At 31.8% G+C, this 25,199-nt stretch carries 24 protein-coding genes and 2 tRNA genes; 15 read left to right on the top strand and 11 right to left on the bottom strand.

What is annotated here, in order from left to right; translation table 11 throughout:
- Positions 1 to 41: 41 nt before the first annotated feature.
- From ACKTTR_RS15055 to ACKTTR_RS15045, 3 genes are read right to left on the bottom strand one after another with little or no spacing between them, the layout of a single operon-like run.
- Entirely contained in the window at positions 42 to 920 is an 879-nt protein-coding gene (locus ACKTTR_RS15055) for a hypothetical protein (RefSeq protein WP_408028606.1), read from the bottom strand.
- Between the two features lie 53 nt (positions 921 to 973).
- On the bottom strand, positions 974 to 1,876 hold the full coding sequence (locus ACKTTR_RS15050) for a hypothetical protein (protein WP_408028605.1): 903 nt from the start codon (positions 1,874 to 1,876) through the stop codon (positions 974 to 976).
- A gap of 45 nt (positions 1,877 to 1,921) precedes the next feature.
- On the bottom strand, positions 1,922 to 2,482 hold the full coding sequence (locus ACKTTR_RS15045) for a class I SAM-dependent methyltransferase (protein ID WP_408028604.1): 561 nt from the start codon (positions 2,480 to 2,482) through the stop codon (positions 1,922 to 1,924).
- A gap of 52 nt (positions 2,483 to 2,534) precedes the next feature.
- Between ACKTTR_RS15045 and ACKTTR_RS15040 the strand changes: the two genes are divergently transcribed.
- Together ACKTTR_RS15040 and ACKTTR_RS15035 are read left to right on the top strand one after the other, a co-directional pair.
- Positions 2,535 to 3,227, top strand: coding sequence for a ComF family protein (locus ACKTTR_RS15040; RefSeq protein WP_408028603.1), 693 nt, complete (start codon positions 2,535 to 2,537; stop codon positions 3,225 to 3,227).
- Between the two features lie 54 nt (positions 3,228 to 3,281).
- Positions 3,282 to 4,880: an Ig-like domain-containing protein gene (locus tag ACKTTR_RS15035; RefSeq protein ID WP_408028602.1), complete on the top strand. Its 1,599-nt coding sequence runs from the start codon at positions 3,282 to 3,284 to the stop codon at positions 4,878 to 4,880.
- Positions 4,881 to 4,988: 108 nt separating this feature from the next.
- Here the strand turns inward: ACKTTR_RS15035 and ACKTTR_RS15030 are convergent, their stop codons facing one another.
- Together ACKTTR_RS15030 and ACKTTR_RS15025 are read right to left on the bottom strand one after the other, a co-directional pair.
- Entirely contained in the window at positions 4,989 to 5,207 is a 219-nt protein-coding gene (locus ACKTTR_RS15030; RefSeq protein WP_099215051.1) for a hypothetical protein, read from the bottom strand.
- Between the two features lie 10 nt (positions 5,208 to 5,217).
- Positions 5,218 to 5,709, bottom strand: coding sequence for a DinB family protein (locus ACKTTR_RS15025; protein ID WP_408028601.1), 492 nt, complete (start codon positions 5,707 to 5,709; stop codon positions 5,218 to 5,220).
- 212 nt (positions 5,710 to 5,921) lie between these two features.
- Between ACKTTR_RS15025 and ACKTTR_RS15020 the strand changes: the two genes are divergently transcribed.
- Positions 5,922 to 6,878, top strand: a complete 957-nt coding sequence (locus ACKTTR_RS15020) for a helix-turn-helix transcriptional regulator (RefSeq protein ID WP_408028600.1) — start codon at positions 5,922 to 5,924, stop codon at positions 6,876 to 6,878.
- On the opposite strand, the gene polA is transcribed toward ACKTTR_RS15020, so the two are convergent.
- A complete protein-coding gene (polA, locus tag ACKTTR_RS15015; protein ID WP_408028599.1) occupies positions 6,875 to 9,697 on the bottom strand; it encodes a DNA polymerase I in 2,823 nt (940 codons plus the stop codon). The genes ACKTTR_RS15020 and polA overlap by 4 nt on opposite strands.
- Before the next feature lie 172 nt (positions 9,698 to 9,869).
- On the opposite strand from polA, the gene ACKTTR_RS15010 reads away from it, so the two are divergent.
- Together ACKTTR_RS15010 and ACKTTR_RS15005 are read left to right on the top strand one after the other, a co-directional pair.
- Entirely contained in the window at positions 9,870 to 11,096 is a 1,227-nt protein-coding gene (locus ACKTTR_RS15010) for a metallophosphoesterase (protein WP_408028740.1), read from the top strand.
- Positions 11,097 to 11,183: 87 nt separating this feature from the next.
- Positions 11,184 to 11,477: a thioredoxin family protein gene (locus tag ACKTTR_RS15005; RefSeq protein ID WP_125066464.1), complete on the top strand. Its 294-nt coding sequence runs from the start codon at positions 11,184 to 11,186 to the stop codon at positions 11,475 to 11,477.
- Here ACKTTR_RS15005 and ACKTTR_RS15000 read toward each other — a convergent pair.
- Together ACKTTR_RS15000 and ACKTTR_RS14995 are read right to left on the bottom strand one after the other, a co-directional pair.
- On the bottom strand, positions 11,474 to 12,103 hold the full coding sequence (locus ACKTTR_RS15000) for a polysaccharide deacetylase family protein (protein WP_408028598.1): 630 nt from the start codon (positions 12,101 to 12,103) through the stop codon (positions 11,474 to 11,476). The genes ACKTTR_RS15005 and ACKTTR_RS15000 overlap by 4 nt on opposite strands.
- 4 nt (positions 12,104 to 12,107) lie before the next feature.
- Entirely contained in the window at positions 12,108 to 15,215 is a 3,108-nt protein-coding gene (locus ACKTTR_RS14995) for a glycosyltransferase family 117 protein (protein WP_408028597.1), read from the bottom strand.
- Positions 15,216 to 15,431: 216 nt separating this feature from the next.
- Between ACKTTR_RS14995 and ACKTTR_RS14990 the strand changes: the two genes are divergently transcribed.
- The 3 genes from ACKTTR_RS14990 (at position 15,432) to ACKTTR_RS14980 (ending at position 16,237) form a co-directional block, all read left to right on the top strand.
- A tRNA-Gln gene (locus ACKTTR_RS14990) sits at positions 15,432 to 15,502 on the top strand.
- 95 nt (positions 15,503 to 15,597) lie between these two features.
- Positions 15,598 to 15,668, top strand: a tRNA-Gln gene (locus tag ACKTTR_RS14985).
- A gap of 86 nt (positions 15,669 to 15,754) precedes the next feature.
- The gene (locus tag ACKTTR_RS14980) at positions 15,755 to 16,237 is read left to right on the top strand and encodes a DUF4252 domain-containing protein (protein WP_125344031.1); all 483 of its coding nucleotides are present in this window, start codon (positions 15,755 to 15,757) and stop codon (positions 16,235 to 16,237) included.
- A gap of 91 nt (positions 16,238 to 16,328) precedes the next feature.
- Here ACKTTR_RS14980 and ACKTTR_RS14975 read toward each other — a convergent pair whose 3' ends face one another.
- Positions 16,329 to 16,676 (bottom strand): arsenate reductase family protein, encoded by a 348-nt coding sequence (locus ACKTTR_RS14975; protein WP_408028596.1) that lies wholly within the window; start codon positions 16,674 to 16,676, stop codon positions 16,329 to 16,331.
- Positions 16,677 to 16,794: 118 nt separating this feature from the next.
- Here ACKTTR_RS14975 and ACKTTR_RS14970 point away from each other — a divergent pair, with 118 nt between their 5' ends.
- The 4 genes from ACKTTR_RS14970 to ACKTTR_RS14955 all read left to right on the top strand — a co-directional run bounded on the left by ACKTTR_RS14970 (position 16,795) and on the right by ACKTTR_RS14955 (position 19,697).
- Positions 16,795 to 17,250: a DinB family protein gene (locus ACKTTR_RS14970; RefSeq protein ID WP_408028595.1), complete on the top strand. Its 456-nt coding sequence runs from the start codon at positions 16,795 to 16,797 to the stop codon at positions 17,248 to 17,250.
- Positions 17,251 to 17,303: 53 nt separating this feature from the next.
- Positions 17,304 to 18,452 carry a cystathionine gamma-synthase gene (locus ACKTTR_RS14965; protein ID WP_408028594.1) on the top strand — a complete coding sequence of 383 codons (1,149 nt, stop codon included), beginning with the start codon at positions 17,304 to 17,306 and terminating at the stop codon, positions 18,450 to 18,452.
- Positions 18,453 to 18,567: 115 nt separating this feature from the next.
- A complete protein-coding gene (locus ACKTTR_RS14960) occupies positions 18,568 to 19,161 on the top strand; it encodes a TetR/AcrR family transcriptional regulator (RefSeq protein WP_408028593.1) in 594 nt (197 codons plus the stop codon).
- Positions 19,162 to 19,211: 50 nt separating this feature from the next.
- A complete protein-coding gene (locus ACKTTR_RS14955; protein ID WP_408028592.1) occupies positions 19,212 to 19,697 on the top strand; it encodes an acyl-CoA thioesterase in 486 nt (161 codons plus the stop codon).
- Between the two features lie 49 nt (positions 19,698 to 19,746).
- On the opposite strand, the gene ACKTTR_RS14950 is transcribed toward ACKTTR_RS14955, so the two are convergent.
- Both ACKTTR_RS14950 and fbp read right to left on the bottom strand, forming a co-directional pair.
- Positions 19,747 to 20,355 (bottom strand): superoxide dismutase, encoded by a 609-nt coding sequence (locus tag ACKTTR_RS14950; RefSeq protein ID WP_408028591.1) that lies wholly within the window; start codon positions 20,353 to 20,355, stop codon positions 19,747 to 19,749.
- Between the two features lie 124 nt (positions 20,356 to 20,479).
- Positions 20,480 to 21,514, bottom strand: a complete 1,035-nt coding sequence (fbp, locus tag ACKTTR_RS14945; RefSeq protein WP_408028590.1) for a class 1 fructose-bisphosphatase — start codon at positions 21,512 to 21,514, stop codon at positions 20,480 to 20,482.
- A 172-nt stretch (positions 21,515 to 21,686) separates the two neighbouring features.
- Here fbp and ACKTTR_RS14940 point away from each other — a divergent pair, with 172 nt between their 5' ends.
- The 3 genes from ACKTTR_RS14940 to ACKTTR_RS14930 all read left to right on the top strand — a co-directional run bounded on the left by ACKTTR_RS14940 (position 21,687) and on the right by ACKTTR_RS14930 (position 25,188).
- Positions 21,687 to 23,291: a hypothetical protein gene (locus tag ACKTTR_RS14940; protein WP_408028589.1), complete on the top strand. Its 1,605-nt coding sequence runs from the start codon at positions 21,687 to 21,689 to the stop codon at positions 23,289 to 23,291.
- Between the two features lie 174 nt (positions 23,292 to 23,465).
- Positions 23,466 to 23,948, top strand: coding sequence for a GNAT family N-acetyltransferase (locus ACKTTR_RS14935; protein WP_408028588.1), 483 nt, complete (start codon positions 23,466 to 23,468; stop codon positions 23,946 to 23,948).
- A complete protein-coding gene (locus ACKTTR_RS14930) occupies positions 23,935 to 25,188 on the top strand; it encodes an aspartate kinase (RefSeq protein WP_408028587.1) in 1,254 nt (417 codons plus the stop codon). Before ACKTTR_RS14935 ends, ACKTTR_RS14930 begins: the two co-directional genes overlap by 14 nt.
- Positions 25,189 to 25,199 lie beyond the last annotated feature (11 nt).

Genomic DNA, 25,199 nt, shown 5'->3' with positions numbered 1-25,199 from the left:
ACTCTTCACTTTTTATTTACATTTTGTGCTTATTAAAGCTTTTATCTTAGTTTTATCGTCGTGTTTCCAGAGTAAACACCATCAACAAAAGCACTAATAACATACTTTCCTTTTTTAATATCATCTCTGTTGACTAAAACAAGAGAAACAAGGCTTAAACGGTTATTGTTGTAGTTAACCTCAAGAGAGTCTGTATACTGAACTTTTTGCCCGTTTTTTAAGTCAGTTTTTCCTTTTGGAGCAATTATATTTTTGTTTTCATCAATAATTTGAATGTATACGCGTTTTTCACCAGCAGTAGTAATTGGATTTTCTAATAAATCAAAATTAATTCTAAAAGCATCTGTTCTACTAGATCTACTTGTAGATGTTAGTTTTCCACTACTACGTTCTTTCATTGCAACAGCTTTTACTGGGCTTGTTTTAATAATTCCACCAATAGCTACTTTTGCCTCTAACTCTTTGTTTTTTTCTGTTAGAGTCTCATTTACACTATCTTTTTGTTGTAAAATTTCGTTAGCAATAACATTTTCTTGCGTTAAAGCATCATTCGCACTATTTAAAGAATCTATCTGAATGAAAAGTTTTTTGTTTTCACGCTCTAAGCTAGCAATTCTACTTCTGTATTTTCTTATAAGTCCAAAGTTGTCAGATTTTAAGAGTTTTATTGAGTCTCTTAAATTTTTCATTTTTATTAGCTCTACTTCTAATCTGTCAGCCAAACGCTTTTTACCTACAACTACATCAGTGTAATCTTTAATCATTTCGTCAAGATCTTGCTGTAATTCGGCTTTTTCTTCTAAGAAAATGTTCTGAAGGTTTTTATTTTCATTTGATTTTTGAAACGAGTAATAAAAAAGGAAAAGAGATAAAATAATTAATACTAAAATTGAAACATTCTTGGTTTTTTGTTGATTCATGGTTTAGGGGGGATTGATTATATTAAGTTTATTATTAATTTATGGGGTTCTTTTTATTTTAGTGCTAAAGATTTATTGCCTGCTTGAATACCGTTTACAAATGTATTTATTTGATAAGTTCCTGCACTAATTTTGCTATCTACACTAACAAAGGAAATCATAGATAGTTGTTTGTTGTTGTACTCGGCAATTAAAATATCGCTACACCATATTTTTTTATTGTTTTGCAAACTTACTTCTTTAAATGGAGTAACAACTTTTTTATTTGTATCCATTACTTGGATGTAAACTTTTTTAGGTCCAGGAGAGGCCACTTTGTTTTCTAGTAAATCAAATTCTATTTTAAAGGCATTTACCTTATTGGATCTTGTTGTTGAGGTAAACTTTCCATTTCTTTTCTTTTTCATGGCTTCTGCTTTTATGGTAGAAACTTCAATAACTTCAGCAGTAGCTATTTTTTTCTTTAATGCTTGCTTTTCTTTGCTTAAAAAACGATTTATGTCGGTAAGTTTAGCGTTTTGTTTCTCTTTAACCAATAAAGCTTCTTGTACGCTATCGTTTTTTGTTATTAATTCATTGTTAATGGTATTAAGATGATTTATTTGAGAAAAAAGCTTTTTGTTCTCTTCAATAAGTGTCCCTGTTCTTTTCCTGTAGTATCTAATGAATTTATAGTCTACTTCTTTTAAATTTTTAACAGAATCTCTAAGTTGAATTACCTTATGAAGGTCATCTTTTAATTTTAATGAGTATTCACTTTTCTTATAGCTTACTTCTTCATAATCTTCAATAATATTTGTTAACTCGCTTTCAAGCTCTTTTTTTTCAAGTTCAAAAACAGCTTTTAGCTCAGAATAGTCTCTAGCATTTTCATAGGATAAAAACCCAATAACAAGTATTAGTAAAATTAAAAAGGCAACGAAGCCGTTGTTTTTTATTTTTGAGGCAGGCATCATTTTAGGGGTTATAATGAAGGGTTATGCTCCGTGCTAATATACTATTTATTTTTTAACACATTTGTAAATAAAAGCAGGAGGAAAATTTAGAGGTTCAAAGCTTAAATCGATAGCATTACCAAAAACTTCTTTTAGTTTTTTGTAGTAAGTTAAACTGTATTGATATTGAATAAAAAGCCCAGTAGTAGTTAAAAAATTATAGCTTTTTGTTAAGATAGAGTGTGATATTTCTTTAGGGATTATAGTTAGAGGCAAACTAGAAACAATATAATCAGCTTTAGAGTATCCTAATTTTTCTATTTCTAATTTTATGTTTTCAGCAGAGGCTTTTAAAACTACCAATTGAGGATGCTTAATTTTTTTTAACTCTTTAAAAAAAGCATCATTTATTTCAAAACAAATTAATATAGTGTTAGGGTGAAGTTTTTTTAAAATATATTGTGTTATGGCTCCATTTCCAGGGCCTAGTTCTACAATAACTTCAGCAGTTTTAAAATCGATTTCTTTTAGCATCTTATTTGCCAAGTATCTAGAACTTGGAACAACTGTACCTGATGTTTTGTAGTTTTTTACGGCTTCCTTGAAAAAATTAAACTTTTTACTCAAAATATAACTTCTGTTGTTTTTTGTATCTTTCTGTTAAAAAAGGCTTGTAAAGATGCAATTTTTAAAAGAGATATTCTATTTATTCTACCCCAATTTATGTGTAAACTGTGAAATAACGTTATTACGAAATGAAACATTCTTGTGTACTATCTGTAAAAACGACTTACCAATTATAGACGATAATAAGCACATAAATGTTACATTAATGTCAAATTTTTATGGAAAAGTACCAATACAAGCTGTACATTCTTTTCTTTTTTATAAAAAGAAAGGAGTAACCCAAAAACTTATCCATCAATTAAAATATAAGAATCAGCCAGAAATTGGAATATTCATAGCTGACTGGTTTGGAGAGAGGTTAAAAATATTAAATATTTTTACAGATGTAGATTATATTATTCCAGTACCATTACATTTAAAAAAGCTTAAAAGTAGAGGCTACAACCAAGTAACTATGTTTGGTGAACGATTGAGTGATATTTTGAGTATTGAGTATAAACCAGATGTTCTTATTAGAACTTCCAAAACTAAAACGCAAACCTTTAAACAACGATTTGAAAGGTTTTCTAATAACAAAACAAAGTTTAAACTTATTGACACCACATTTTTTGAAAACAAACATGTTTTACTTATTGATGATGTTATTACTACAGGAGCAACATTAGAAGCTTGTGCAAATGAACTTTTAAAAACACAAAACATAAAGATAAGTGTTGCTACAATGGCGTATACACAAAAAGACTAATACCATTCCATCTTAATTTACTACTTTTGAAAATGGATTTTAAACCATTAATTTGTGAAAAATAAACACTTTATTTTAGTAACTCTTTTCGCTTTTTTAATAAGTAGTTGTGCACGTAAAGGACGACCAGAAGGAGGTCCAAAGGATGAAACCGCGCCAATAATGGTTACTGCAAATCCTCCTTATGAAACTATTCATTTTAATGATGATAACATTCGTATTTATTTTGATGAATATATTGTTTTAAAAGATTTACAAAAACAATTGGTAGTTTCTCCGCCAATGAAAAATCCACCATTAATTACGCCACAAGGAACACCAAGTAAGTATATTAATATTAAAATATTAGACACACTACAACCAAACACCACCTATACTTTTAACTTTGGAAATGCAGTTCAAGATAACAACGAAAACAATAAGTTAGAGAGTTTTAAGTATGTGTTTTCAACAGGAGATTATATCGATTCTTTAAAAATTAAAGGAGCAGTAGCTGATGCTTTTGATAAGAAAGAGGTGAAAGAAGTAAGTGTTTTGTTATATAAGCTTGATAGTATATACAACGATTCTATTATTTTCAAACAAAAGCCCAATTATGTAACAAGTACGTTAGATTCTACAAATTTTGAGTTTAGTAACCTGCGAGAAGGAAAATATTTAATGCTAGCATTAAAAGAACCATCGAACGATTATATTTTTAATAGTAAAACAGACAAAATTGGTTTTGTAATAGATACAATTACGTTGCCTCAAGATACTTTAATAAACAAACCTATTCGTTTTTTTAAAGAAATTCAGCCATATGAATTTAAAAGAGGAAAAGAGGTAACAAAAGGAAAAATTCAGTTTGGTTTTGAAGGTAAGCAGGAAGATATGAGTATTGAACTGCTGTCGGAAGTTCCACAAGACTACAAATCATTCACCCAGTTTGAGAAAGATAAAGATACACTCAATTATTGGTATACACCTATAGAGAGAGATTCATTGAACTTTATAGTGAATAACCAGAACTTTAAAGATACTGTAACTGTGTTTTTAAGAAAAAAGAAAATTGACTCTTTATCTGTGTCATCTAGTGTAAGTGGAGTTCTAAACCTAAAAGACACCATGTTTATTCAAACAAACAACCCAATTGTTTCTTTTGATAAATCTAAATTCTCATTAATTGATAAAGATACCGTTGATGTAGCTTTTGAATTGAAAAAGCAGTCGATTAATAAACTAGCTGTATTGTTTGAAAAGAAACCTAAATATGGCTACATCTTTAAGGGGTTACCTAAAGGAATAACTGATATTTATGAAACTACGAACGATACGTTAGATTATAAATTCACAACGCGTACAGTAGAAGATTATGCAAGTATTGTGTTGGATGTTAAAAACGAAACAGAATCTCCTGTTATTATTGAACTATTAAGCCAAGATAAGGTAGTAGAAAAAAGATATATTACTTCGTCTAAAAAAATAGAATTTACCTTATTAGAACCCAAAGAATATAGTGTTAGAGCTATAGTTGATGAAAATAACAATCGTATGTGGGATACTGGAGATTTCTTATTAAGAAAACAACCAGAGAAAATTATCTATTATGGAACAGTATTTAAATTAAGGGCTAACTGGGTGGTAGAAAATGAAACATTTGTAATAAAGTAGATAATATCATCTTGAAAGAATAAAGAAACCGAATAGAGAAACTAATTGCTCTTCTATTCGGTTTCTTATTACATTATACTTTGTTGTTTCTAGAAAATATAGCTGTTTTTACAACAATTCTTCACAATAAAAACCATGATGTTGTATTGCTTTTAAAACGTCATCAGCTTTAACCATTTGAGTCTCTACCCGAAGAATATTATCGCAATCTTCTAAGTCAAAATTCCAGCGGTCATTTTTGGTAATCAAACGATTTAAAGTAGGTTGAACAATTTTAATTTCTTTGTTTTTTGTAACTGATGTTTTAAATACCAAAACTGTTTTCATTTTAGTTTGATTAACGTTCATAAAAGAATGGAGGTTCAATACCTAAAGCGCGTAAATAAACATATCCTTGTCCGCGATGATGGATTTCATTATCAATAAAATAAAAGATTGATGACCAAACTGTACCTTCATATTGACCAAAAATTTTAATGTTTTGTTGAAACTGCTCTGGTTTTATCTTAGCCCAATAAGTGTTTATTTCATTAGTAGCTTCATCCCAAAGTTCAAGAATTTTTGCTTTTTTGTTGCCGTGATCAACCTCTTCAATTAATTCTTGAATTTCTCCAGTAGCAATTTCTTTAATACCTGGACCTGCTATACCTAAAAGTTCCATAACCATATCAGCAAAAGTACGCATACCTCCTATAGAGTAATTAAAAAAAGCTTCCTCAGGAAAAGCTTCAATAGTTCTTCGGGTCAAACCTCGATGCCCTTGCCAATGTGCTAATAACTCAGAAGGTGTAATTACTTGTTCTAATAATGTGTTCGTTGTTGATTCCATAATTGTAATTTTTATTATTTGAAACCAAAATTAATATGAGGTGGTGACAGCTTTATGTCAGTAGGAAAAAATAAATTTTAAAAATGTCTATTGACAAGCGGTTGTCACTTACTGTATGTTTATTTGTATAAAGTATAGTTATTATGTTGAAGCTAAAATTTAAAAAATACTTCAGCCTGAAATCCTATCTTTGGGAAATATGTTATAGCATTATGAGTTTAGACACGGTAAAACGTTTTGATAGAATTGTGGCAATACTTATTCAGTTACAATCTAAACGTATAGTAAAAGCACAAGAATTGGCTGATAGATTTGAGGTGAGCCTACGTACAATTTATCGTGATATAAGAACCCTTGAAGCATCAGGAGTACCTATAATAAGTGAAGCAGGTGTTGGTTATTCTATTATGGAAGGGTACCGTTTGCCTCCTGTTATGTTTACTAGAGAAGAAGTAGGAAGTTTTGTGGCAGCCGAAAAACTAATGCAGAAGTTTGTAGATAAATCTTTAGGGAACTACTATGAATCTGCTATGATGAAGCTAAAATCAGTGCTACGAGGTCGTGAAAAAGATTGGATTTCTGCCCTTGAATCACAAATATTAGTTGATCCTGCACATAAATTATTTAATGATAGCTTACCAAATGCGCTTGAAACCTTGTTTGAAAGTATTGCAGAAAAAAGGCAGGTGTTTTTAAAATATCAGGCGGTAAATAGAGAAGGGCCTTCTGAGCGTTTTGTGGAACCTGTTGGTATTTATCACGAATCAGGATTTTGGTATGTATTAGCTTTTTGCCATTTAAGAAGCGACTACAGGCAATTTAGAACCGATAGAATGTTAGCTATAAAATCAACTCAACATAGTTTTACCAGAGAACACATTACGTTAGATGAATACCGTAGTCAGTATGAAAATATACCCAAAACAAAAGTTGTTATTTCTGTTGATAAAAGTGTCGTAAGGTATATAAACAATAGTAAGATGCAACATGGTTTTGTCTCTGAAAAAGTAAAAGGAAACCAAGTAGAAATGACATTTATGACATCTTATGTTGAACACGGTTTTTCAAGATGGTACATTGTGTTTTCAGATTATGCCAAAATAATTGAACCTGAAAGTTTAAAACTTCAGGTAAAAGAGATTTTAGAAAAGGCAATTACTAAACTTTAATGCGCCTCTAACCAATTAGCTCCTGTATCTATTTCAACATCTAGCGGAACGCTCATTTTAAAAGCATTTTCCATTTCTTGTTTAATGATAGGTTTAATAATATCTAATTCATCTTTATGTGCGTCAAAAACCAATTCATCATGTACCTGTAGTAACATTTTCGACTTGAAGTTTTCTTGCTCAAATCGCTTATAAATGTTAATCATGGCAAGTTTAATGATGTCGGCAGCAGAACCTTGAATAGGAGCGTTTACTGCATTTCTTTCTGCAGCACCACGAACAATAGCATTACGAGAATTGATGTCTTTTAAATAACGACGACGATGTAAAACAGTTTCTACATATCCATGTTCACGAGCAAAATCTACCTGCTTAGAGATATAATTTCTTAGTTTCGGATAGGTTGCATAATAGGTGTCGATTAATTCTTTTGATTCTTTACGAGATAAATCGGTTTGATTACTTAATCCGAAGGCAGAAACCCCATAAATAATTCCGAAGTTTACCGTTTTAGCATTGCTACGTTGTTCGCGGGTTACCTCTTCAATAGGAACGTTGAACACTTTTGCAGCGGTAGAAGCGTGAATATCTTCACCATCTTTAAAAGCTTTAATCATGGTTTCTTCTTCGCTTAAAGCAGCAATAATTCGTAATTCAATCTGACTGTAATCGGCTGCTAATAATACATAGTTTTCATCTCGTGGAATAAAGGCTTTACGGACTTCTTTTCCGCGTTTTGTACGGATAGGAATATTCTGTAAGTTCGGGTTGTTAGAACTTAAACGCCCTGTAGCTGCTACAGCCTGAGCGTATACGGTGTGCACTCTTCCTGTTTTAGGGTTAATTTCATTAGGAAGTGCATCAACGTAGGTGCTTTGAAGCTTTTTGTACTGACGATATTCTAAAATGTCAGCAACTATTTGATGGTCTTTAGCTAAGTAAGAAAGTACATCTTCTGCTGTTGAATATTGACCAGTTTTAGTCTTTTTAGGTTTATCAACTAGTTTTAGCTTATCAAACAAGATAGGCCCTAATTGTTTAGGTGATGCAATGTTAAATTCTTCACCAGCTTGTTGGTATATGTTTTGTTCAAGTTGTGAGATATCTTTAGATAACGCTTCAGAAAGTATTTTTAAGAAATCAGTATCTAAATTAATACCTTCAATTTCCATAGCTGTTAATACAGAAACTAACGGTGTTTCTACTTCGTTGAATAATTTAGTAACATTACCACTTTCTAGCTCTTTAGAAAAATGCTCTTTTAACTGATAGGTGATGTCTGCATCTTCAATTGCATACTCGGTTTGTTTTGGTAACTCAACTTGTCGCATTGAAAGTTGATTTTTACCTTTTTTACCAATCAATTCTGTAATAGAAACAGGTTGATAGTTTAAGTAGGTTTCAGCAAGTACATCCATATTATGACGCATATCAGGATTGATAAGGTAATGCGCAATCATGGTATCAAACAATTTCCCTTTTACAGGCATGTTGTAATTTGATAATACTTTGATATCGTATTTTAAATTATGACCAATTTTCTCAATGGTTTCAGCTTCAAAAAATGGACGAAATTCTTCTAAGATAACTTTTGTTTCTTCTTGATTTTCTGGAAATGAAACATAGTATCCTTTACCTACTTCCCAAGAAAAAGCAATTCCAATTAGTTCAACTTCTAAGGCTTTTAATCCAGTTGTTTCAGTATCAAAACAAACAGAATTTTGTTGCATTAGTTTCTCTAACAATAATTTTCTTGAAAGAGGTGTATCCACTAATTGATAGAAATGATTAGTATTTTCAATGGTTTTAAAACCATTAATATTTGTGTCTTTGGTAGCACTTCCACTACCAGGAGCTGCAAATAAATCAAACTGACCAGCTGCACTAGCCTTTGTTGCTTTTGGTTTTTCAGTCGTGGTGGTACTTTCTTCAGAAGGAGCAAATGTTTTTAAGAAGTTTTCTGTCAAACGACGGAATTCTAGCTCCGTAAAAATTTCTTTGGTAGCCTCTACGTTAGGTTGTTCAAAAACTAATTTATCCAATTCTAATTCAACAGGAACATCTAGCATAATGGTCGCTAGCTTTTTAGAAAGTAGACCTAATTCTTGATTAGCTTCTACCTTTTCTTTCATTTTTCCTTTTAGCTCATGTATATTTTCAAACAACCCTTCCATACTACCATAAGCAGCAATGAATTTTTTGGCTGTTTTTTCTCCAACACCAGGCAAACCAGGAATGTTATCAACAGCATCACCCATCATTCCTAAAAAGTCAATTACTTGCAATGGGTCTTCAACACCAAACTTTGTTTTAACTTCTTCAACACCCCATTTTTCGTAACCATTCCCCATACGAGGCGGACGGTACATAAAAATATGTTCAGAAACTAGTTGAGCAAAATCTTTATCAGGTGTTACCATATAGGTGTGAAGCCCTTCTTTCTCGGCTTTTTTAGCAAGTGTTCCTATAATATCATCAGCTTCATACCCTTCTTTTACAATGGCAGGAATGTTCATGGCTTCTAATATTTTTTCAATATAAGGCACTGCTAAACGAATGGCTTCAGGAGTTTCTTGTCGGTTTGCTTTGTAGTTTTCAAAGGCTTCAACACGATCTACACTTCCACCTCTGTCAAAACATACCGCTAGATAATCAGGCTTTTCACGCTTTATTACGTCCAGTAAAGAGTTAGTAAACCCCATAATTGCAGAAGTGTCTAATCCTTTAGAGTTGATACGTGGATTTTTAATAAAGGCGTAATACCCTCTAAAAATTAAAGCGTATGCGTCGAGTAAAAAAAGTCGTTTATGATCTGCCATGTTTTGTCTTAAGCCTATTGAAATAAAATATTGATACCGATTTGTTTACAGAAAAAAGTAGAAAACTATAGTTTCTATGAACTTTGGAGGTAAAGCTACAAAACTTTAACAAGATGTTAAAAATCAATTTTAAGAATCGCTGTATCTTTGTTTCTCCTTAAAAATGAAACAGATGTCTCGTTGGTTAGTAACAGTTATTATAATATCAGCAATAATTATTGTGTTTGAAGCGTATGCTTTTCAGGCAATAAAAACACTTACTAAAAGTAAAATCATCCGTTATGGATGGTTGCTTGTTGGGTTGTTAGCTTATGCAAACTTTTTTTATGTGATATTTACTTCTGATAGAAGTTCGGGGCAAACAAGAGAGTTTCAGTGGGCAATGGGAATACTGTTGCTTGTTTTAATTCCTAAGGTGGTAGTTTTTATATTGATGTTTGGAGAAGATGTGGTTAGATGGATTCAAAAAGGGATTTCTTTTTTATCTAAAGAAGAAACTAAAGATTTGAATGGAAGAAGGGCTTTTATATCAAAGATAGCTTTAGGATTGGCAGCTTTACCATTTGCAAGTTTGTTATATGGTATGGTTAGAGGAAAATATAATTACAAAGTATTAAAATATCAATTAAGTTTTAAAGATTTACCGGAAGCTTTTGATGGTTTTACTATATCTCATATAACTGATATTCACTCGGGAAGTTTTGATAATAAAGAAAAAATCCAATATGGAGTAGACTTAATTAATGAGCAAAAATCAGATATGATTTTATTTACAGGTGATATTGTAAATAATTTTGCTCATGAAATGGACGATTGGATTTCTGTTTTTTCAAAATTACAAGCACCAGTTGGAAAATACTCAGTATTAGGGAATCATGATTATGGAGATTATTCTAAGTGGGAAACACCTCAAGATAAAAAGAATAATTTTCAAGCAGTTAAAGATATTCATCCAAAAATAGGGTTTGAACTACTGTTGAATGAAAATAGATATATAGAGAAGGATGGAGAGAAAATTGCTTTGGTAGGAGTAGAGAATTGGGGGAAAGGACGTTTTAGTAAAGCAGGAGACCTTAAAAAAGCATCAGAAGGGATAAGTAAAGATGATTTTAAAATTTTACTGTCTCATGACCCTAGTCATTGGGAACATAAAGTAAAGCAAGATGACTTTAATTATCATCTAACCTTAAGCGGTCATACACATGGTTTACAGTTTGGTATAGAAATTCCTGGTTGGATTAAGTGGAGCCCCTCTAAATATGTGTATAAACAATGGGCAGGTTTGTATAAAGAGTTTGACAGATATATTAATGTAAATAGAGGTTTTGGGTATCATGCTTTCCCTGGTAGAGTGGGAATTTGGCCAGAAATTACCGTAATTGAGTTAAAAAAAGCTTGATTTTCAGTATTTTTAAGATTTTCATAATAATTACCTAACAAAAAATTAGTAATTTTAGGCTCTTTAGTGATTAAACGTATGCAAAAGATGACAAAGTTTGGTGAAATTATAAGCATTAACAAACCTGTGTTAATCGATTTTTATGCAGATTGGAGTGAGCTAGAACCTAGTTTAGACACACTTCGCGATGTAGCTGCTGCATTAGGAGATAAAGCCAAAGTAATTAAAATAGACATTAAAAAGAATGAAGTTCTTGCTGATGCCTTACGTGTCAAAGGAAATCCAACTTTTATGATTTATAAAAATGGAGAGATGAAATGGCGTCAAACAGGAGAGCAAGATGCTAATACGTTAATAGGATTAGTTCAGCAGTTTGTTTAAGAAATTGCCTTAAATTTATAACCTTGAAACGAAAATTCTTTTAGAACTTTTGGAAGCGCATAATATAACTTGTCGCTAGCTTTTATACTATCGTGAAAAACGATGATACTTCCGTTTTCTACATTTCTAAGTACATTTTGCAAACATTTTTCTTTAGTAATAGTTGAGTCAAAATCTGCTGACAATACATCCCACATAATAATTTTATACCCGTTTGCAAGAAGTTGTTTGGCTTGTTTTCTTTTTATTTTTCCGTAAGGAGGGCGAAATAGTTTTGTTTTCTGGTGAGGTAATAAATTTTCGCATTTACTAGTGTTTTCAATATAAGCCGTATTGCTACTTTTCCAGCCGTTTAAGTGATTAAAAGTATGGTTTCCTACCGAATGTCCTTCGTTAATTATTCTTGAAAAAACAGCGGGGTGTTTTCGAACATTATCACCAATACAAAAAAAGGTAGCTTTTGCATTGAATTTATTCAGCTGATTAAGTACAAATTCAGTAACCTCTGGAATAGGTCCATCATCGAAAGTGAGATAGATTTCTTTTCTGTCAGAAAAAAAAGACCACGTATACTTAGTGAATAAACGTTTAAGTATACGTGGTGTCTTTATAAAATATAGCCTCATTAAATTAAGGTTTAATAGTGTCGAGTTCTTGAGGTAACTCAGTTTCTTCTTCTGTTGGTGCTACAAAAAGCCTTTTGTAAAGAATATATTCTTCAATTGCTTTTTTACCATATGCTTCATCATCATCATAACGAATGATTTGTTGAATTAAGTTTTCATACATATATAAGGTAGTTTCAACATTGTCTTTTATAAGAAGTATATCGTCATAATTAAAAGTATCATAATACTTTAACTTCTGTTGGAAAATATCAGTCAAAGTTTCAGCAGTTTCTCTAGCTTTATTAATGTCACCAATACGATAATATAATTCTGGATAGCCTAAAGAGAAATTGTAGTGATCAAAATCTTTGATAGGCATTTTATGTAACGATAAATCTAACACGTCTTTTGCGTTTACAGAATCTCCTTTTTGTAAGAATTCTTCAGATAAGCGCATTAAGTTATTACGTAATGAAATTGCGTTACGTTTACTTTGCTCATCTAAGTATATTTCACCATTGTTAATGGTTTTCCAATCCCATTTTTTAACATTATCATACATTTTTTCAGGGTCTATACGTCCCATGTCAAAAATTGTTCGCCCTTTATTTGATGTTTTAATAGGGACTAACTTGTACGCCATTCCATCTAATTGCAAGTAATCTTTTAACCAAATATATTCTTCATCTGCATTTGCACCACCAGTAAAGTAAATAGGTCGCTTCCAATCGAAATTATTTAAGATATCTAGCATTAGAAGTCTTGCTTTTGATAAACCTCTATCATCAACAGTAATGTCAATATAATCTACGATTTTATCAGCATCTTTTTGTGCTACTAATCCAGTTTTTAAAGCATTTTCTTTGTTAACAGGAATACGGATTCTGTTAGTTGGATAGAATTTTTCCTTAGCACCATCTCCTGCATCTAAATAAGTAGCATCATTGTCACTAGCTATCCAACGCATAAAATCTTTAATAGAAAGAATAGAGTCTTTTAACTTTGGAATAGGATAGTAATATGCCATATCCAAGGTTCCATACTTGTACTGATCGTGTGTTAACTGTGACGGAATTGGCTCAGCATCGTAGGTTTTCTTTTTCATTTGGTCGATGTACCAATCTGTTTGAAAAAGACTTGTATTTACTATTTTAATATCTCTACGTACACCTTCTACTTGTTGCATATACCAAAGAGGGAAAGTATCATTGTCTCCAATAGTAAAGATGATTGCATTCGGGTCACAGCTTTCTAAATAGGTTTGTGCATTCAATTGTGCTAAATAACGGTCAGATCTATCGTGATCGTCCCAGTTTTGGAAGCCCATTAAAGTAGGAACAGCTAGTAATGAAACCACTGAAACAGCAATAGCAACTACCTTTTTACTAGCGTACTTTTTAAAGTAATCATAAAGAGCAAGTACTCCAAAACCAATCCAAATAGCAAAAACATAAAACGAACCAACCACCGCATAATCACGTTCACGAGGTTCAAAAGGTTTTGGATTAGTGTAAAATATGATAGCTAGGCCTGTGAATAAAAAGAACAGTGTTAACACATAAAAACTCTTCTTATCTCTATTGAGTTGATATAACAAACCTATAAGACCTAAAATAAAAGGCAAAAAGAAGTAGGTGTTACGTCCCTTATTGTTTTTAACATCATCTGGTAGTTTTTGTTGTGAGCCTAGAAAGAATTCATCAACTAAAGTGATACCGCTTAACCAGTTTCCATTTTCATCTAAATGTCCTTGAATATCGTTTTGACGACCTACAAAATTCCACATAAAATAACGCCCGTACATATATCCAAATTGAAAATCAACCATGAATTTTATGTTTTCTAAAAACGTTGGACGTCTTTTACTTCGTGCAGGAATGCCAGCAATACTTTTGTATTGTTGCTCAGAAGCAGGATTCACCATACGAGGAATAAATCCTTTATGTTTGCTTGAGTAATTAGGGAGTACTTTTTTGTATTTATTAACAATAACATACTTACCATCTATTTTTTCGTACTTAGGTTTATCATCTTTATATGGGGTGTCAGCATCTAGCTCTCCATCCTTAGCCACAGAATAGTAGTTGTCATAAAAAACATTCGCATCACCATACTGTTCACGGTTATAATATGCTAGCAATTCACGTGCACTCGATGGATTATTTTCATTAATAATAGTATCAGCATTCGCACGAATTGGTAACATTAACCAAGACGAGAATCCAATCATGATAAATAATACAGATAGTATCAATGTATTTGCCGTAACCATGCTTTTTTTACGTGTATATCTTAATCCGTAAAAGAATAAACCGATTAAAATAAATCCTGCAATAATAGTTCCTGAGTTATAAGGTAATCCTACTTGGTTAATAAAGAATAATTCAGCAGCACTAAAGAATTTTAAAGTGAAAGGAAATAAAAATTTAAACACAAACGCTAATACTAGTATTGCAACTAGAGTAGCAATTGCAGTTGTTTTTATATTAATGTTTTTATACGTTTTAAAGAAATAAACTAAAACGATTGATGGAATCACTAATAAAGACAGTATGTGAACTCCAAAAGATAACCCAACTACAAAACTGATTAAGACCAACCATTTATTTCCTCTAGGAGTATTTAGTTCACTTTCCCAGCGAAGTCCTAACCAGAATAGCACAGCCATTAAGAAAGAAGACATGGCATATACCTCTCCTTCTACAGCACTAAACCAAAAACTATCAGAAAAAGTATAAGCTAAAGCACCTACTAATCCGCTTCCTAATACAGTAATAGCTTCATTGTTACCTAGTTTTCCATTTTTTATAGCCATTTTTCTGGCTAAATTGGTGATTGTCCAAAACATGAAAAGGATAGTAAAAGCACTTGCCAATCCAGACATAAAGTTGACCATTTTAGCCAGCTGACTAGGATCACTAGTAAACATAGCGAAAAAAGCACCTAACATTTGAAACAAAGGAGCACCAGGAGGGTGTCCAACTTCTAAATTTACAGCAGTTGCAATGTATTCTCCACAATCCCATGAACTCACAGTAGGTTCTAGGGTTAAGGTATAAGTGATTAACGCTACCGCAAATGAAACCCATCCTAAAATGATGTTCCACTTTTTATAGTTAAACTCAGTCATAGTTTTTTATCTAGATATAAAGTACGAATGTATTAATTACTAATGATTTTTTCGTTGAAAACAAAAATATAATTTTAACAGTTTCCCTAAAATAACCTCCTATATAAAGTTCTGTTAAATGAATTTTTAAGGAGTAAAAAAGAAGTAAACGAAAAAAAGTATAAAAAATTTGCTGAAATATAATTTTGTTTTATATTTGCACCCGCAATAAGCAATTGGCCTATGGTGTAATGGTAACACACCGGTTTTTGGTACCGATATTCAAGGTTCGAGTCCTTGTAGGCCAACAAAATCCTTACGAACTTCGTGAGGATTTTTTTATAAAAAGTGTTTAATGATTTCTAAATATAAAACTTTGTTTTTATATTTGCACTGTAAACATTGGCCCATGGTGTAATGGTAACACACCGGTTTTTGGTACCGATATTCAAGGTTCGAGTCCTTGTGGGCCAACTAAAAAGTCTTAACTGAATAAGTTAAGGCTTTTTTGTTTGTAACAAATTCATGTAGTAGTCGTCTTCAATTAAAACACTTTTATTATGAAACGAATTGCAACCATCTTTTTCTGCTTTTTTGTGTTAAGTTCTTTCGCACAAAAAGAAAATTTCAAAACATTTTATCAATCTAATAAAGATAGAGCAGAGGTATCTTTAAATATTCCTAGTTTTTTTGCTAATATGTTCATCTCTGATGAAGATACTGATGAGTTTGGGGTTTTCTTAAAGAAATCTAAAAATTATAAAATCATGGTGTTCAATAACAACATGGCTTCAGTGCAAAAAGATTTTAAAAAGTTTGCACGAAGAAATAAATTGAAAACTTTAGTAAGAGTCAAAGATGGTAACGAAAGAGTTACGGTGTATTTTAGAGAGACAAAAGATCGTATTAAAGAAATTATTGTCAACGTTCATGATAAAAGTGATGAAATGGTATTATTAGGAATTAAAACCAACCTTACGATGGATGAATTATCGGCTATGGTAGAAGCATCTACAAAAAATAAAAGCATAGCTTCAAATTAAAAAGACTTCTATGTTCCCTATGCGTAGTCGAAGGGAAGTATATAAACTTATAAGAAACTCCGACTGTAAAATGTCGGAGTTTTTTAGTTGTTTAACCCACAAGTTTTTTTAAGCTTTCTACTACCTTTTTACTGTTTCCAATAAAAATTTGGTCATTAACAATAAAAACGGGACGTTTTAAAAAAGTGTATTCATCTAAAATATACTGGCGATAATCTGCTTCAGTAACATCTTGATTTTTTAAATCCATTTCTTTATACAGTTTTGCTCTCTTGTTAAATAAACTTTCGTAGCTGTCTGTTAACTCACGCATTGATTCTAATTGAGCAACGGTAATCGGGTTAGTTTTTATTTCTTGCTTCTCAAATCCGTCAAGATTTACTTCCTTTAAAATTCTTCGACAAGTATCACAAGTTTGTAAAAAATAAACTTTTTTCATCTGTTTACGTTTTTATTGTATTAGCTATAGTTCAGTTTTAACCATTAAATAACAAACACTCATTGTAGGTTTTCATGGCTAAATAGGTATCTTTGAAATAGCTAAAATAAGTAGAAAAATGAACAAACAGTTTGAAATTTTAAAAAGATCAAGAGACTTAGTTTTAAAAAGAATAGAAGGTTTATCACACGAACAGTTACATGTAATTCCAGAAGGATTTAATAATAACATTGCTTGGAATGTAGCCCATTTAGTAGTTACACAACAATTATTACATTACAAGTTATCAGGGTTAAATTGTTTAGCCCCTGATGAGTTAATTGAAGGTTATAGAAAAGGAACTTTTCCAAGCAAAGATTTTACCGAGGAAGAATTTGAAGAGGTAAAAGAACTATTAATTGGTTTACCAGAAACCTTAGAAGAAGACTTTGAAGCAGGTATTTTTAAAGAATATCAAGAGTACGAAACTAGTACAGGTTTTGTGATAGATTCTTTTGAAAGTGCTATAGCCTTTAATAATTTACATGAAGGAATGCATTTAGGAATTATCATGAACTTGAGCAAATTGGTTTAGAGTTCTAATAATTTGATGTTGTTTCTGGAGTAAGTAACAATAAATGCTAACAGATGAAATTCAATACGAAAACAATACATGGAGGTCAAAAACCTGAGGAAGCTACAGGTGCAGTAATGCCTCCTATTTTTCAAACGTCAACTTATGCACAGTCGAGTCCGGGTGTGAACAAAGGATATGCGTATTCACGTTCAGCGAATCCAACGCGTACTGCTTTAGAAAATGCGTTTGCTGCTCTTGAAAATGGAACACATGGATTTGCTTTTTCTTCTGGTTTATCAGCAATTGATTGTGTATTACGAACTTTGAATCCAGGTGATGAGGTAATTGCAGGAGATGATATTTACGGAGGAACGTATCGTATGTTTACCAACATGTTTGAAAAATACGGATTGAAATTTCGGTATGTTGATATGAATGAAGTTGGCAATGTAGCCAAAGCAATTTCTGATAAAACAAAGCTGATTTGGTTGGAAACTCCCACAAATCCGCTAATGAAAATTGCAGATATTGAGGAAATAACCAAAGCTGTAAAAGCAAAAAATACTGACATTCTAGTAGCTGTAGATAATACATTTGCAACTCCCTACTTACAGCGTCCGTTAGATTTAGGAGTTGATATTGTAATGCATTCAGCTACCAAATATTTAGGAGGACATTCCGATTTGGTGATGGGAGCTTTAATGGTTAAGGATGCCAAACTTGCAGAAGAATTACACTTTATTCAGTTTGCTGCGGGTGCTATTGCTGGACCTATGGATTCGTTTTTAGCATTACGTGGAATAAAAACGTTGCACCTGCGTATGCAACGTCATTGTGAAAACGGTAAAGCAGTAGTTGAATATTTATCAGCACATTCAAAAGTAGGAGAAGTGTTTTATCCAGGGTTGAAAAACCATCCAAATTATGAAGTAGCTAAAAAGCAGATGAATGATTTTGGAGGAATGGTTTCTTTTCGTTTAAAAGATCAAAGTAAACAAGCTGCTTTAACTTTTTTAGAGAATACTAAAATTTTTACCTTGGCTGAATCGTTAGGTGGTGTAGAAAGTTTGGTAAGTCATCCAGTGACGATGACACATGCTTCAATTCCTGAAGAAGAACGTTTAAAAATCGGAATTACAGATTCATTAATTCGATTAAGTGTTGGAGTCGAAGATATCGACGATTTATTAGCCGATTTAGAGCAAGCACTTTCTAAATAGATAATAAAAACAAAAAATTCCGAAGTATATAGCCTTCGATTTTTTATGCTATCAACATAAAATATACCGTTCAGTATATTTTATGTATATTTGTATCTCAAACTTTTTTGAAAAAATGTCTAAATCAGAAAGAACAAAGGCTTTTATTATAGAAACAGTAGCTCCTATTTTTAATAAGAATGGCTACGCAGCCATGAGCTTATCTAAAATTACTGAGGCTACAGGTTTGACTAAAGGAGCTATTTATGGACATTTTGAAAACAAAGAAGAGTTAGCTATAGAATCGTTTAAGTTTTCAGTAAGGAAAGTACTAAAAGACCTTAATGAAACTGTTAATAAGGGTGAGACACCTTTAAAAATGTTACTTAACGTGGCTCTTTTTTACGAAGGTTATTATGAGTACAATAAGCAATTTGGAGGTTGCCCTATTTTAAATATCGGCGTAGACGCTAACAATCAAAATAAGGTAATTGCTCAATTGGTTCAATCGTATAATCACAGAATTTTAGAGAAGTTTTCTATGCTTATTGAAAAAGCAAAAGAAACTGATGAAATTAAAAATTCAATAGATAGTATGCTATACGCGAAACGCTTTTTTTATATGATTGAAGGAGCAGTGTATATGACACATATTATGAATGATGAAAGTTACTTAAAAGATGTATCTACAGTATTACAGCAAATAATAAAACAAGAATTACAGAAATAATATTTTTTTAACCATTAATATACCGATTGGTATATTTTAAATTTTACAGTATGGATATCCCAAAAATTATAGAAAGCAAAATAAAAATTAGATTTCAAGATTGCGATCCTTTTAATCACTTAAATAATGCTTCCTATTTCAATTATCTTATCAATGCTAGAGAAGATCAGTTGATTGCTAATTACAATTTAGATATTTATCAACATGGAAAAGAAAGAGGAAAGAGCTGGGTGGTAGGTTCACACCAAATAGCCTATTTAAAGCCAGCAACCTTAATGGAAACGGTAACGATAGATTCGCAGTTAATTCATTATGGAGCTAAAAACTTATTGGTAGAAATTAGAATGTGGAATGAAAATAAGACAGAATTGAAAGCGATACTTTGGAGTTCTTTTGTGTATTTTGATTTGATAAAATTAACTTCGGCAAAACACTCAGAAGATTTATTAGAGTTGTTTGAAAATGCTGTTCTACCAGTAGAACAAACAAGTTTTGAAGAAAGAACAAAAAGTTTTCGATTACAGAAAGCTGTATAAAAAAGACCTGCAAAATGCAGGTCTTTTTTATTTGTCGCAAAAGCTAAAATTATTTAGCTGCTGCATATCTTCTTTCTACTTCGTTCCAGTTGATTACTTTAAAGAAAGCCTCAATATAATCAGGACGACGGTTTTGGTAGTTTAAGTAATAAGCGTGTTCCCAAACATCTAATCCTAAAATAGGAGTTCCGCCACAAGTAACACCTGGCATTAATGGGTTGTCTTGGTTAGGAGTAGAGCAAACTTCTACTTTTCCTCCTTTGTGTACACATAACCAAGCCCATCCTGAACCAAATTGAGTAGCAGCTGCTTTAGAAAAAGCATCGATAAACGCTTCTTTTGAACCAAACTCTGCTTCGATAGCATCTTTTAATTCTCCAGATAAATATCCTCTATCTTCTGGGTTCATTACTGTCCAAAATAAAGAGTGGTTGAAAAAACCACCACCGTTATTACGAACAGCAGCGTTGTTCATGTCTAAGTTAGTTAAAATATCTTCGATAGATTTTCCTTCTAAATCAGTACCTTCAATAGCAGCATTTAATTTAGTAGTATATCCGTTGTGGTGCTTGCTATGGTGAATTTCCATAGTTCTAGCATCTATATGTGGTTCTAAAGCGTCGTAAGCGTATCCTAATTCTGGTAAGTTAAAAGCCATAATTATTTGTTTTTTAATAGATTAATTTTTTCGTTTTTCCGAATGTAAATTTAATCCAAAAAAATAAGGCAAACAACTGTTTGCCTTATGGATAATTTATTTGAGTATAAATAATAACTATTCTTTAGTATACTGGTTTATCAACAGCAGAAAATTCAGTCATAAACTCTTCCGCTTTTTCAACCATTTGTATACTTCCACAATAAAAAGGTACACGTTGGTGTAGTTCGGTAGGTTTAATATCTAAAATACGAGTAAACCCATCAGAAGCTTTTCCACCTGCCTGTTCACAAATAAAAGCCATAGGATTACATTCGTATAACAAACGTAATTTTCCTTTTGGTGTTATAGCAGTTGCAGGATAAATATATACACCACCTTTAATCATGTTTCTATGAAAATCTGAAACCAATGAACCAATATAACGTGCTGTATACGGACGGTTATCTGCTTCGTTTAATTCTTTACAATATACTAAGAAACGCTTCATTCCTTCTTGAAAATGCGTAAAATACCCTTCACTTACCGAGTAAATTCTACCAATTTCAGGATAACTCATGTTAGGGTGCGATAAGTAAAAAGTACCAATGGCTGGGTTTAACGTAAACCCATTCACTCCATTACCAGTTGTAAAAACTAGCATAGTTGAAGTACCGTAAGCAACATAACCTGCAGCTACTTGCTCGCTACCTTTTTGTAAGAAATCTTCTTTGGTAACAGGAGTTCCGACAGGAGAAATTCTTCTGTAAATAGAAAAAATAGTTCCTACCGATACATTTACATCAATGTTAGATGATCCGTCTAAAGGATCCATTAACAACACATATTTATTTTCGTTGGCTTTGTTTTGACCTTCAACAACTACAAAGTCGTCCTCCTCTTCACTAGCAATACCACAAACAATTTCACGATTGATTAGTGTTTGCTTAAATAAATCGTTTGCTAAAACATCTAACTTTTGCTGTGCTTCACCTTGTACATTAATATCACCAGCAGCTCCAGTAATATCAACCAATCCAGCTTTTCTAATCTCGTGGTTTACCACTTTGGCAGCTAAACGGATAGAATTTATTAAACGAGATAATTCACCAGAAGAATATTTAAAGTCTTTTTGTTTGCTGATGATGAACTCACCTAGCGTCATATGCTTGTTACTCATGTCAAATTTTTGTGTTGTGCGTACAAAGATGCCAACTTTTTAGGGTACCTACAACGATTTAGAAAATTTATTTTCATACATTTTATAAATTGTGAATAGCCAATTAGTTTTTAATTAAATAGCCAATGTATTTTATCTATATTCGCAACTGTTAAAAAAAACTTAAAATTACATGAAAAAATTATTACTCATAGTAGCGTTTATATCATATGCTAATTCTTTTGCTCAAAGTGCTGATTTAGATAGAGAGTATTTTAAGGTTTCCTACGTGAAACTTCCTGAAACACCTATATTAGAGAATGATAAAAGAACATATTCTATTAACCTTAGAGGAGTGGCAATAGAAGGTTTTTCAAGAGTCAATAACCCAGGGACATTAGATATTAATTACAATTTTAGCGGTACAACGATAACTAATGCAAAGATTGATAAAATTAAGCACGAAAAGAAAGATAAAGATGGAAATGTAATCTCTACATCGTACACGTACAAAGCTAAGGCTAGATTTACTTCAAGTGCAGGAATTACAGTTATTAATGCTTTAACGAAAGAAAGTTATAATAAAGCGTTTCAAGAAAGTTCAGATTATATAAGTGACGCTTTTTCTAGCTACTATAAAGCAGAAAGACATTATGCTAATAACAAATACGATATTAAAAACAACCATGCATCTAAGCATAGGGCTACCATCAAAAACAGAGTGAAGGCACACTTAAATGATAAGTATGGTTACGTGCCTTATTCTGAAAATAAGTATTTATGGATATTAGGCTCTAAGAGACATCCAGAATATGCAAAGCATCATGAGGCGTTCCAAAAAGTAAAAGAAGCTTTTGAGAAAATGAAATATGATGAGCCTACAGATAAAATAGCTGAAGAATTGGAGCCTGTAATTGCATATTTTAACGATGTTATACCGAGGTACCAAGGAAAAAAGCGTAAGTTAAGAAAAGTAAGGTATGCTAGTTATTATAACATAGCAAAAATGTACTATTATTTAGATATGCCTGAAAAGACAAAAGAGTATGCTCAGAAAATAATTGATAACGATTATGATAAGTCTGACGGGAAATATTTAATTAAATCTGCCGAGAACCTTATTGAGACTTTAAAGAGAAACCAAATGACTTCACGTCATATGGAAGTGCTTACTGAAGATCTTAGAAATGAGGAAGAAATAGCAGAAGTAGTAGAAGAAGAGCAACCAAAAGAAAGTAAGATTAGCTTAGAGTTACAGAAGGCATATTTAATCTCTGCTAAAAATGATACACTACTTGTTAATATTAATAATGGAGATATCTCAAAAATAGGTTATACACTTAAAACAGTTCAACTAGATAGTAAAGGAGAGTTAGTTGGTGTATTAACTAAAAATGCTAGTAATTGTAAAGAAGTTTTATTTATTGATGGAACTCGATATAAAAACATCAAATTTAAGGAGTCTTCAGTAAAATCAGGATCACTTGATTTAGGGCAAGCAGCGTTAGGAGGTGCTTCAGGTAAATTATGTAAAGTACTTTTTGAATCGGATAAAATAGGATTATACAAGTTTAAGAACAAAGAATTAGTAATTCTTCCTACAGGAAGTGAAAAAGGAAAGTCTACTTCAGGAATGAGTTTTGTGTTTGGGTTCAATAAAAATTTAGCTAAATTAGCTAAAGATTGTCCTTCGGTAGCCCAAAAAGCAAAATCTAAAGCTTATAAGAATATAGAGGAAAGCTTAGTGAAGTTTTGTGAAGAACTTACTAATTGTCAAGGAGACCAAGTATCAAAATAAGTTGAAACAAATAAATTATAAAAAAAAGCAACCTTTCGAGGTTGCTTTTTTTTTATATAATAAAGTTAAGGGTAATTAGAATAAAAAATTCAACAAAAAAATATGATGTGTTTTAATTTTTCATTTGTTTTATCAGAAAGTTTTAAGAGAAGTATCTTTACCAAAAAATAAGAAATGAGTTTTATTATCAGACAAGGAGAGCAAAAAGATGCTCAAGCTATATTAGATTTAATCGTCGAATTAGCTGTTTTTGAGAAGGAACCCAACGCGGTTAAAATTACGGTAGAAGACATTGTTAAAGATGGTTTTTCTGAAAAACCGAAGTTTAAAACCTTTGTAGCAGAAGAAGATAATAAGATCATAGGGATGGCGTTGTTTTATGAACGCTATTCTACATGGAAAGGGAAAGCCATTCACTTAGAAGATTTAATGGTAACTCAATCTAAAAGAGGTATAGGTGCAGGAAAAGCATTGTATAGTGCCGTTATGAACTATGCACATAAAAATAACTGTAAAAGAGTGGCATGGGAAGTATTAGATTGGAATACAGGAGCTGTTGATTTTTACAAAAGTACAGGAGCAACTGTATATGATGAGTGGAGAGTATGTCATATGAATGAACAAAGCTTAGAACAATTTTGTAATGAGAATATTTAAGTTTGGAGGAGCATCGGTAAAAGATGCGAATGGAGTAAAAAATGTAGCAAAAGTATTGCAGCATGAAGGCACAGAAAATACGTTAGTTGTAATTTCTGCTATGGGAAAAATGACCAATGCTTTTGAGCAGGTGGTTAATGATTATTTCTATAAAAAAGAAAGTCTTAAAGATTCTTTGAAGTTTGTAGAAGACTTTCATCAAAATATGTTGAACGATTTGTTCAGTCCAAACCATGAAGTATATAATAAAGTAAATCATTTATTTGGTGAATTAAGTGGGTTTATGGCTCGAAACACTTCTAAAGATTATAACTATGTGTACGATCAAATGGTTGGTTTTGGAGAGTTATTATCTACCACTATTGTAAGTGCTTATTTATCTGAAATAGGAGTTGAAAATCAATGGTTAGATGTAAGAGAGTGTATAAAAACTGACGGTACTTATCGTGATGCTAAAATTAATTGGGAGCAAACACAACAACAAATTCAAGAGAAAGTAGATGTATCTAAATTAAATATTACACAAGGGTTTTTAGGAGGATTTGGTACAGAAACAACAACGTTAGGAAGAGAAGGTTCTGATTATACGGCAGGTGTTTTTGCTTATTGTTTGGATGCTGATAGTGTTACTATTTGGAAAGATGTACAAGGAGTACTAAATGCAGACCCTAGAGTGTTTTCAGAAACTGCTTTGTTACAAGAAATTTCGTATACCGAAGCTATTGAAATGGCTTTTTACGGAGCATCGGTAATTCACCCAAAAACGATTCAACCTTTAGAACAAAAGAACATTCCATTATATGTGCGTTCGTTTGAAGATGTTACAAAATCAGGAACATGTGTTGGGAGAGGAAAAAAAATAACACCAGAGGTTCCGTGTTTTATCGTAAAGAAAAATCAAATTCTAGTAGCGATTTCAGCAAAGGATTTTTCTTTTATGGTAGAAGATAATATTAGCGATGTTTTTAAAAAGCTTCATGATTATAACTTAAAGGTAAATTTAATTCAAAATTCGGCGATTAGTTTTTCTGTTTGTATAGAGGATAAGTACAATAATTTTGAAAATTTTTACAACGATTTAAAAGGAGCTTATAAAATAAGAGCATACAAAGACACCACTTTATACACAATTCGTCATTTTAATGATGAAGCAATAAAAACAATAAGAAAACGAGGGAAATCAATCATTCGTCAAATAAATACTGAAACTGCACAGTTAGTGATTCAAGAAAACATGTAAAGCTTGCAAAA

Origin of the sequence: Tenacibaculum litoreum (genome assembly GCF_964513915.1) — a bacterium.
GTDB lineage: Bacteria > Bacteroidota > Bacteroidia > Flavobacteriales > Flavobacteriaceae > Polaribacter > Polaribacter litoreum.
Note: the sequence above shows the minus strand (reverse complement) of the source record. Positions and strands in the feature narration are given on the sequence as shown.

Excerpts from the sequence above, each read along its gene's own strand:
- ACKTTR_RS15055 (WP_408028606.1), bottom strand. The coding sequence starts at position 920 with ATGAATCAACAAAAAACCAAGAATGTTTCAATTTTAGTATTAATTATT.
- ACKTTR_RS15050 (WP_408028605.1), bottom strand. The coding sequence starts at position 1,876 with ATGATGCCTGCCTCAAAAATAAAAAACAACGGCTTCGTTGCCTTTTTA.
- ACKTTR_RS15040 (WP_408028603.1), top strand. The coding sequence starts at position 2,535 with ATGCAATTTTTAAAAGAGATATTCTATTTATTCTACCCCAATTTATGT.
- ACKTTR_RS15030 (WP_099215051.1), bottom strand. The coding sequence starts at position 5,207 with ATGAAAACAGTTTTGGTATTTAAAACATCAGTTACAAAAAACAAAGAA.
- ACKTTR_RS15025 (WP_408028601.1), bottom strand. The coding sequence starts at position 5,709 with ATGGAATCAACAACGAACACATTATTAGAACAAGTAATTACACCTTCT.
- ACKTTR_RS15020 (WP_408028600.1), top strand. The coding sequence starts at position 5,922 with ATGAGTTTAGACACGGTAAAACGTTTTGATAGAATTGTGGCAATACTT.
- polA (WP_408028599.1), bottom strand. The coding sequence starts at position 9,697 with ATGGCAGATCATAAACGACTTTTTTTACTCGACGCATACGCTTTAATT.
- ACKTTR_RS15010 (WP_408028740.1), top strand. The coding sequence starts at position 9,870 with ATGTCTCGTTGGTTAGTAACAGTTATTATAATATCAGCAATAATTATT.
- ACKTTR_RS15005 (WP_125066464.1), top strand. The coding sequence starts at position 11,184 with ATGACAAAGTTTGGTGAAATTATAAGCATTAACAAACCTGTGTTAATC.
- ACKTTR_RS15000 (WP_408028598.1), bottom strand. The coding sequence starts at position 12,103 with ATGAGGCTATATTTTATAAAGACACCACGTATACTTAAACGTTTATTC.
- ACKTTR_RS14995 (WP_408028597.1), bottom strand. The coding sequence starts at position 15,215 with ATGACTGAGTTTAACTATAAAAAGTGGAACATCATTTTAGGATGGGTT.
- ACKTTR_RS14980 (WP_125344031.1), top strand. The coding sequence starts at position 15,755 with ATGAAACGAATTGCAACCATCTTTTTCTGCTTTTTTGTGTTAAGTTCT.
- ACKTTR_RS14975 (WP_408028596.1), bottom strand. The coding sequence starts at position 16,676 with ATGAAAAAAGTTTATTTTTTACAAACTTGTGATACTTGTCGAAGAATT.
- ACKTTR_RS14970 (WP_408028595.1), top strand. The coding sequence starts at position 16,795 with ATGAACAAACAGTTTGAAATTTTAAAAAGATCAAGAGACTTAGTTTTA.
- ACKTTR_RS14965 (WP_408028594.1), top strand. The coding sequence starts at position 17,304 with ATGAAATTCAATACGAAAACAATACATGGAGGTCAAAAACCTGAGGAA.
- ACKTTR_RS14960 (WP_408028593.1), top strand. The coding sequence starts at position 18,568 with ATGTCTAAATCAGAAAGAACAAAGGCTTTTATTATAGAAACAGTAGCT.
- ACKTTR_RS14955 (WP_408028592.1), top strand. The coding sequence starts at position 19,212 with ATGGATATCCCAAAAATTATAGAAAGCAAAATAAAAATTAGATTTCAA.
- ACKTTR_RS14950 (WP_408028591.1), bottom strand. The coding sequence starts at position 20,355 with ATGGCTTTTAACTTACCAGAATTAGGATACGCTTACGACGCTTTAGAA.
- fbp (WP_408028590.1), bottom strand. The coding sequence starts at position 21,514 with ATGAGTAACAAGCATATGACGCTAGGTGAGTTCATCATCAGCAAACAA.
- ACKTTR_RS14940 (WP_408028589.1), top strand. The coding sequence starts at position 21,687 with ATGAAAAAATTATTACTCATAGTAGCGTTTATATCATATGCTAATTCT.
- ACKTTR_RS14935 (WP_408028588.1), top strand. The coding sequence starts at position 23,466 with ATGAGTTTTATTATCAGACAAGGAGAGCAAAAAGATGCTCAAGCTATA.
- ACKTTR_RS14930 (WP_408028587.1), top strand. The coding sequence starts at position 23,935 with ATGAGAATATTTAAGTTTGGAGGAGCATCGGTAAAAGATGCGAATGGA.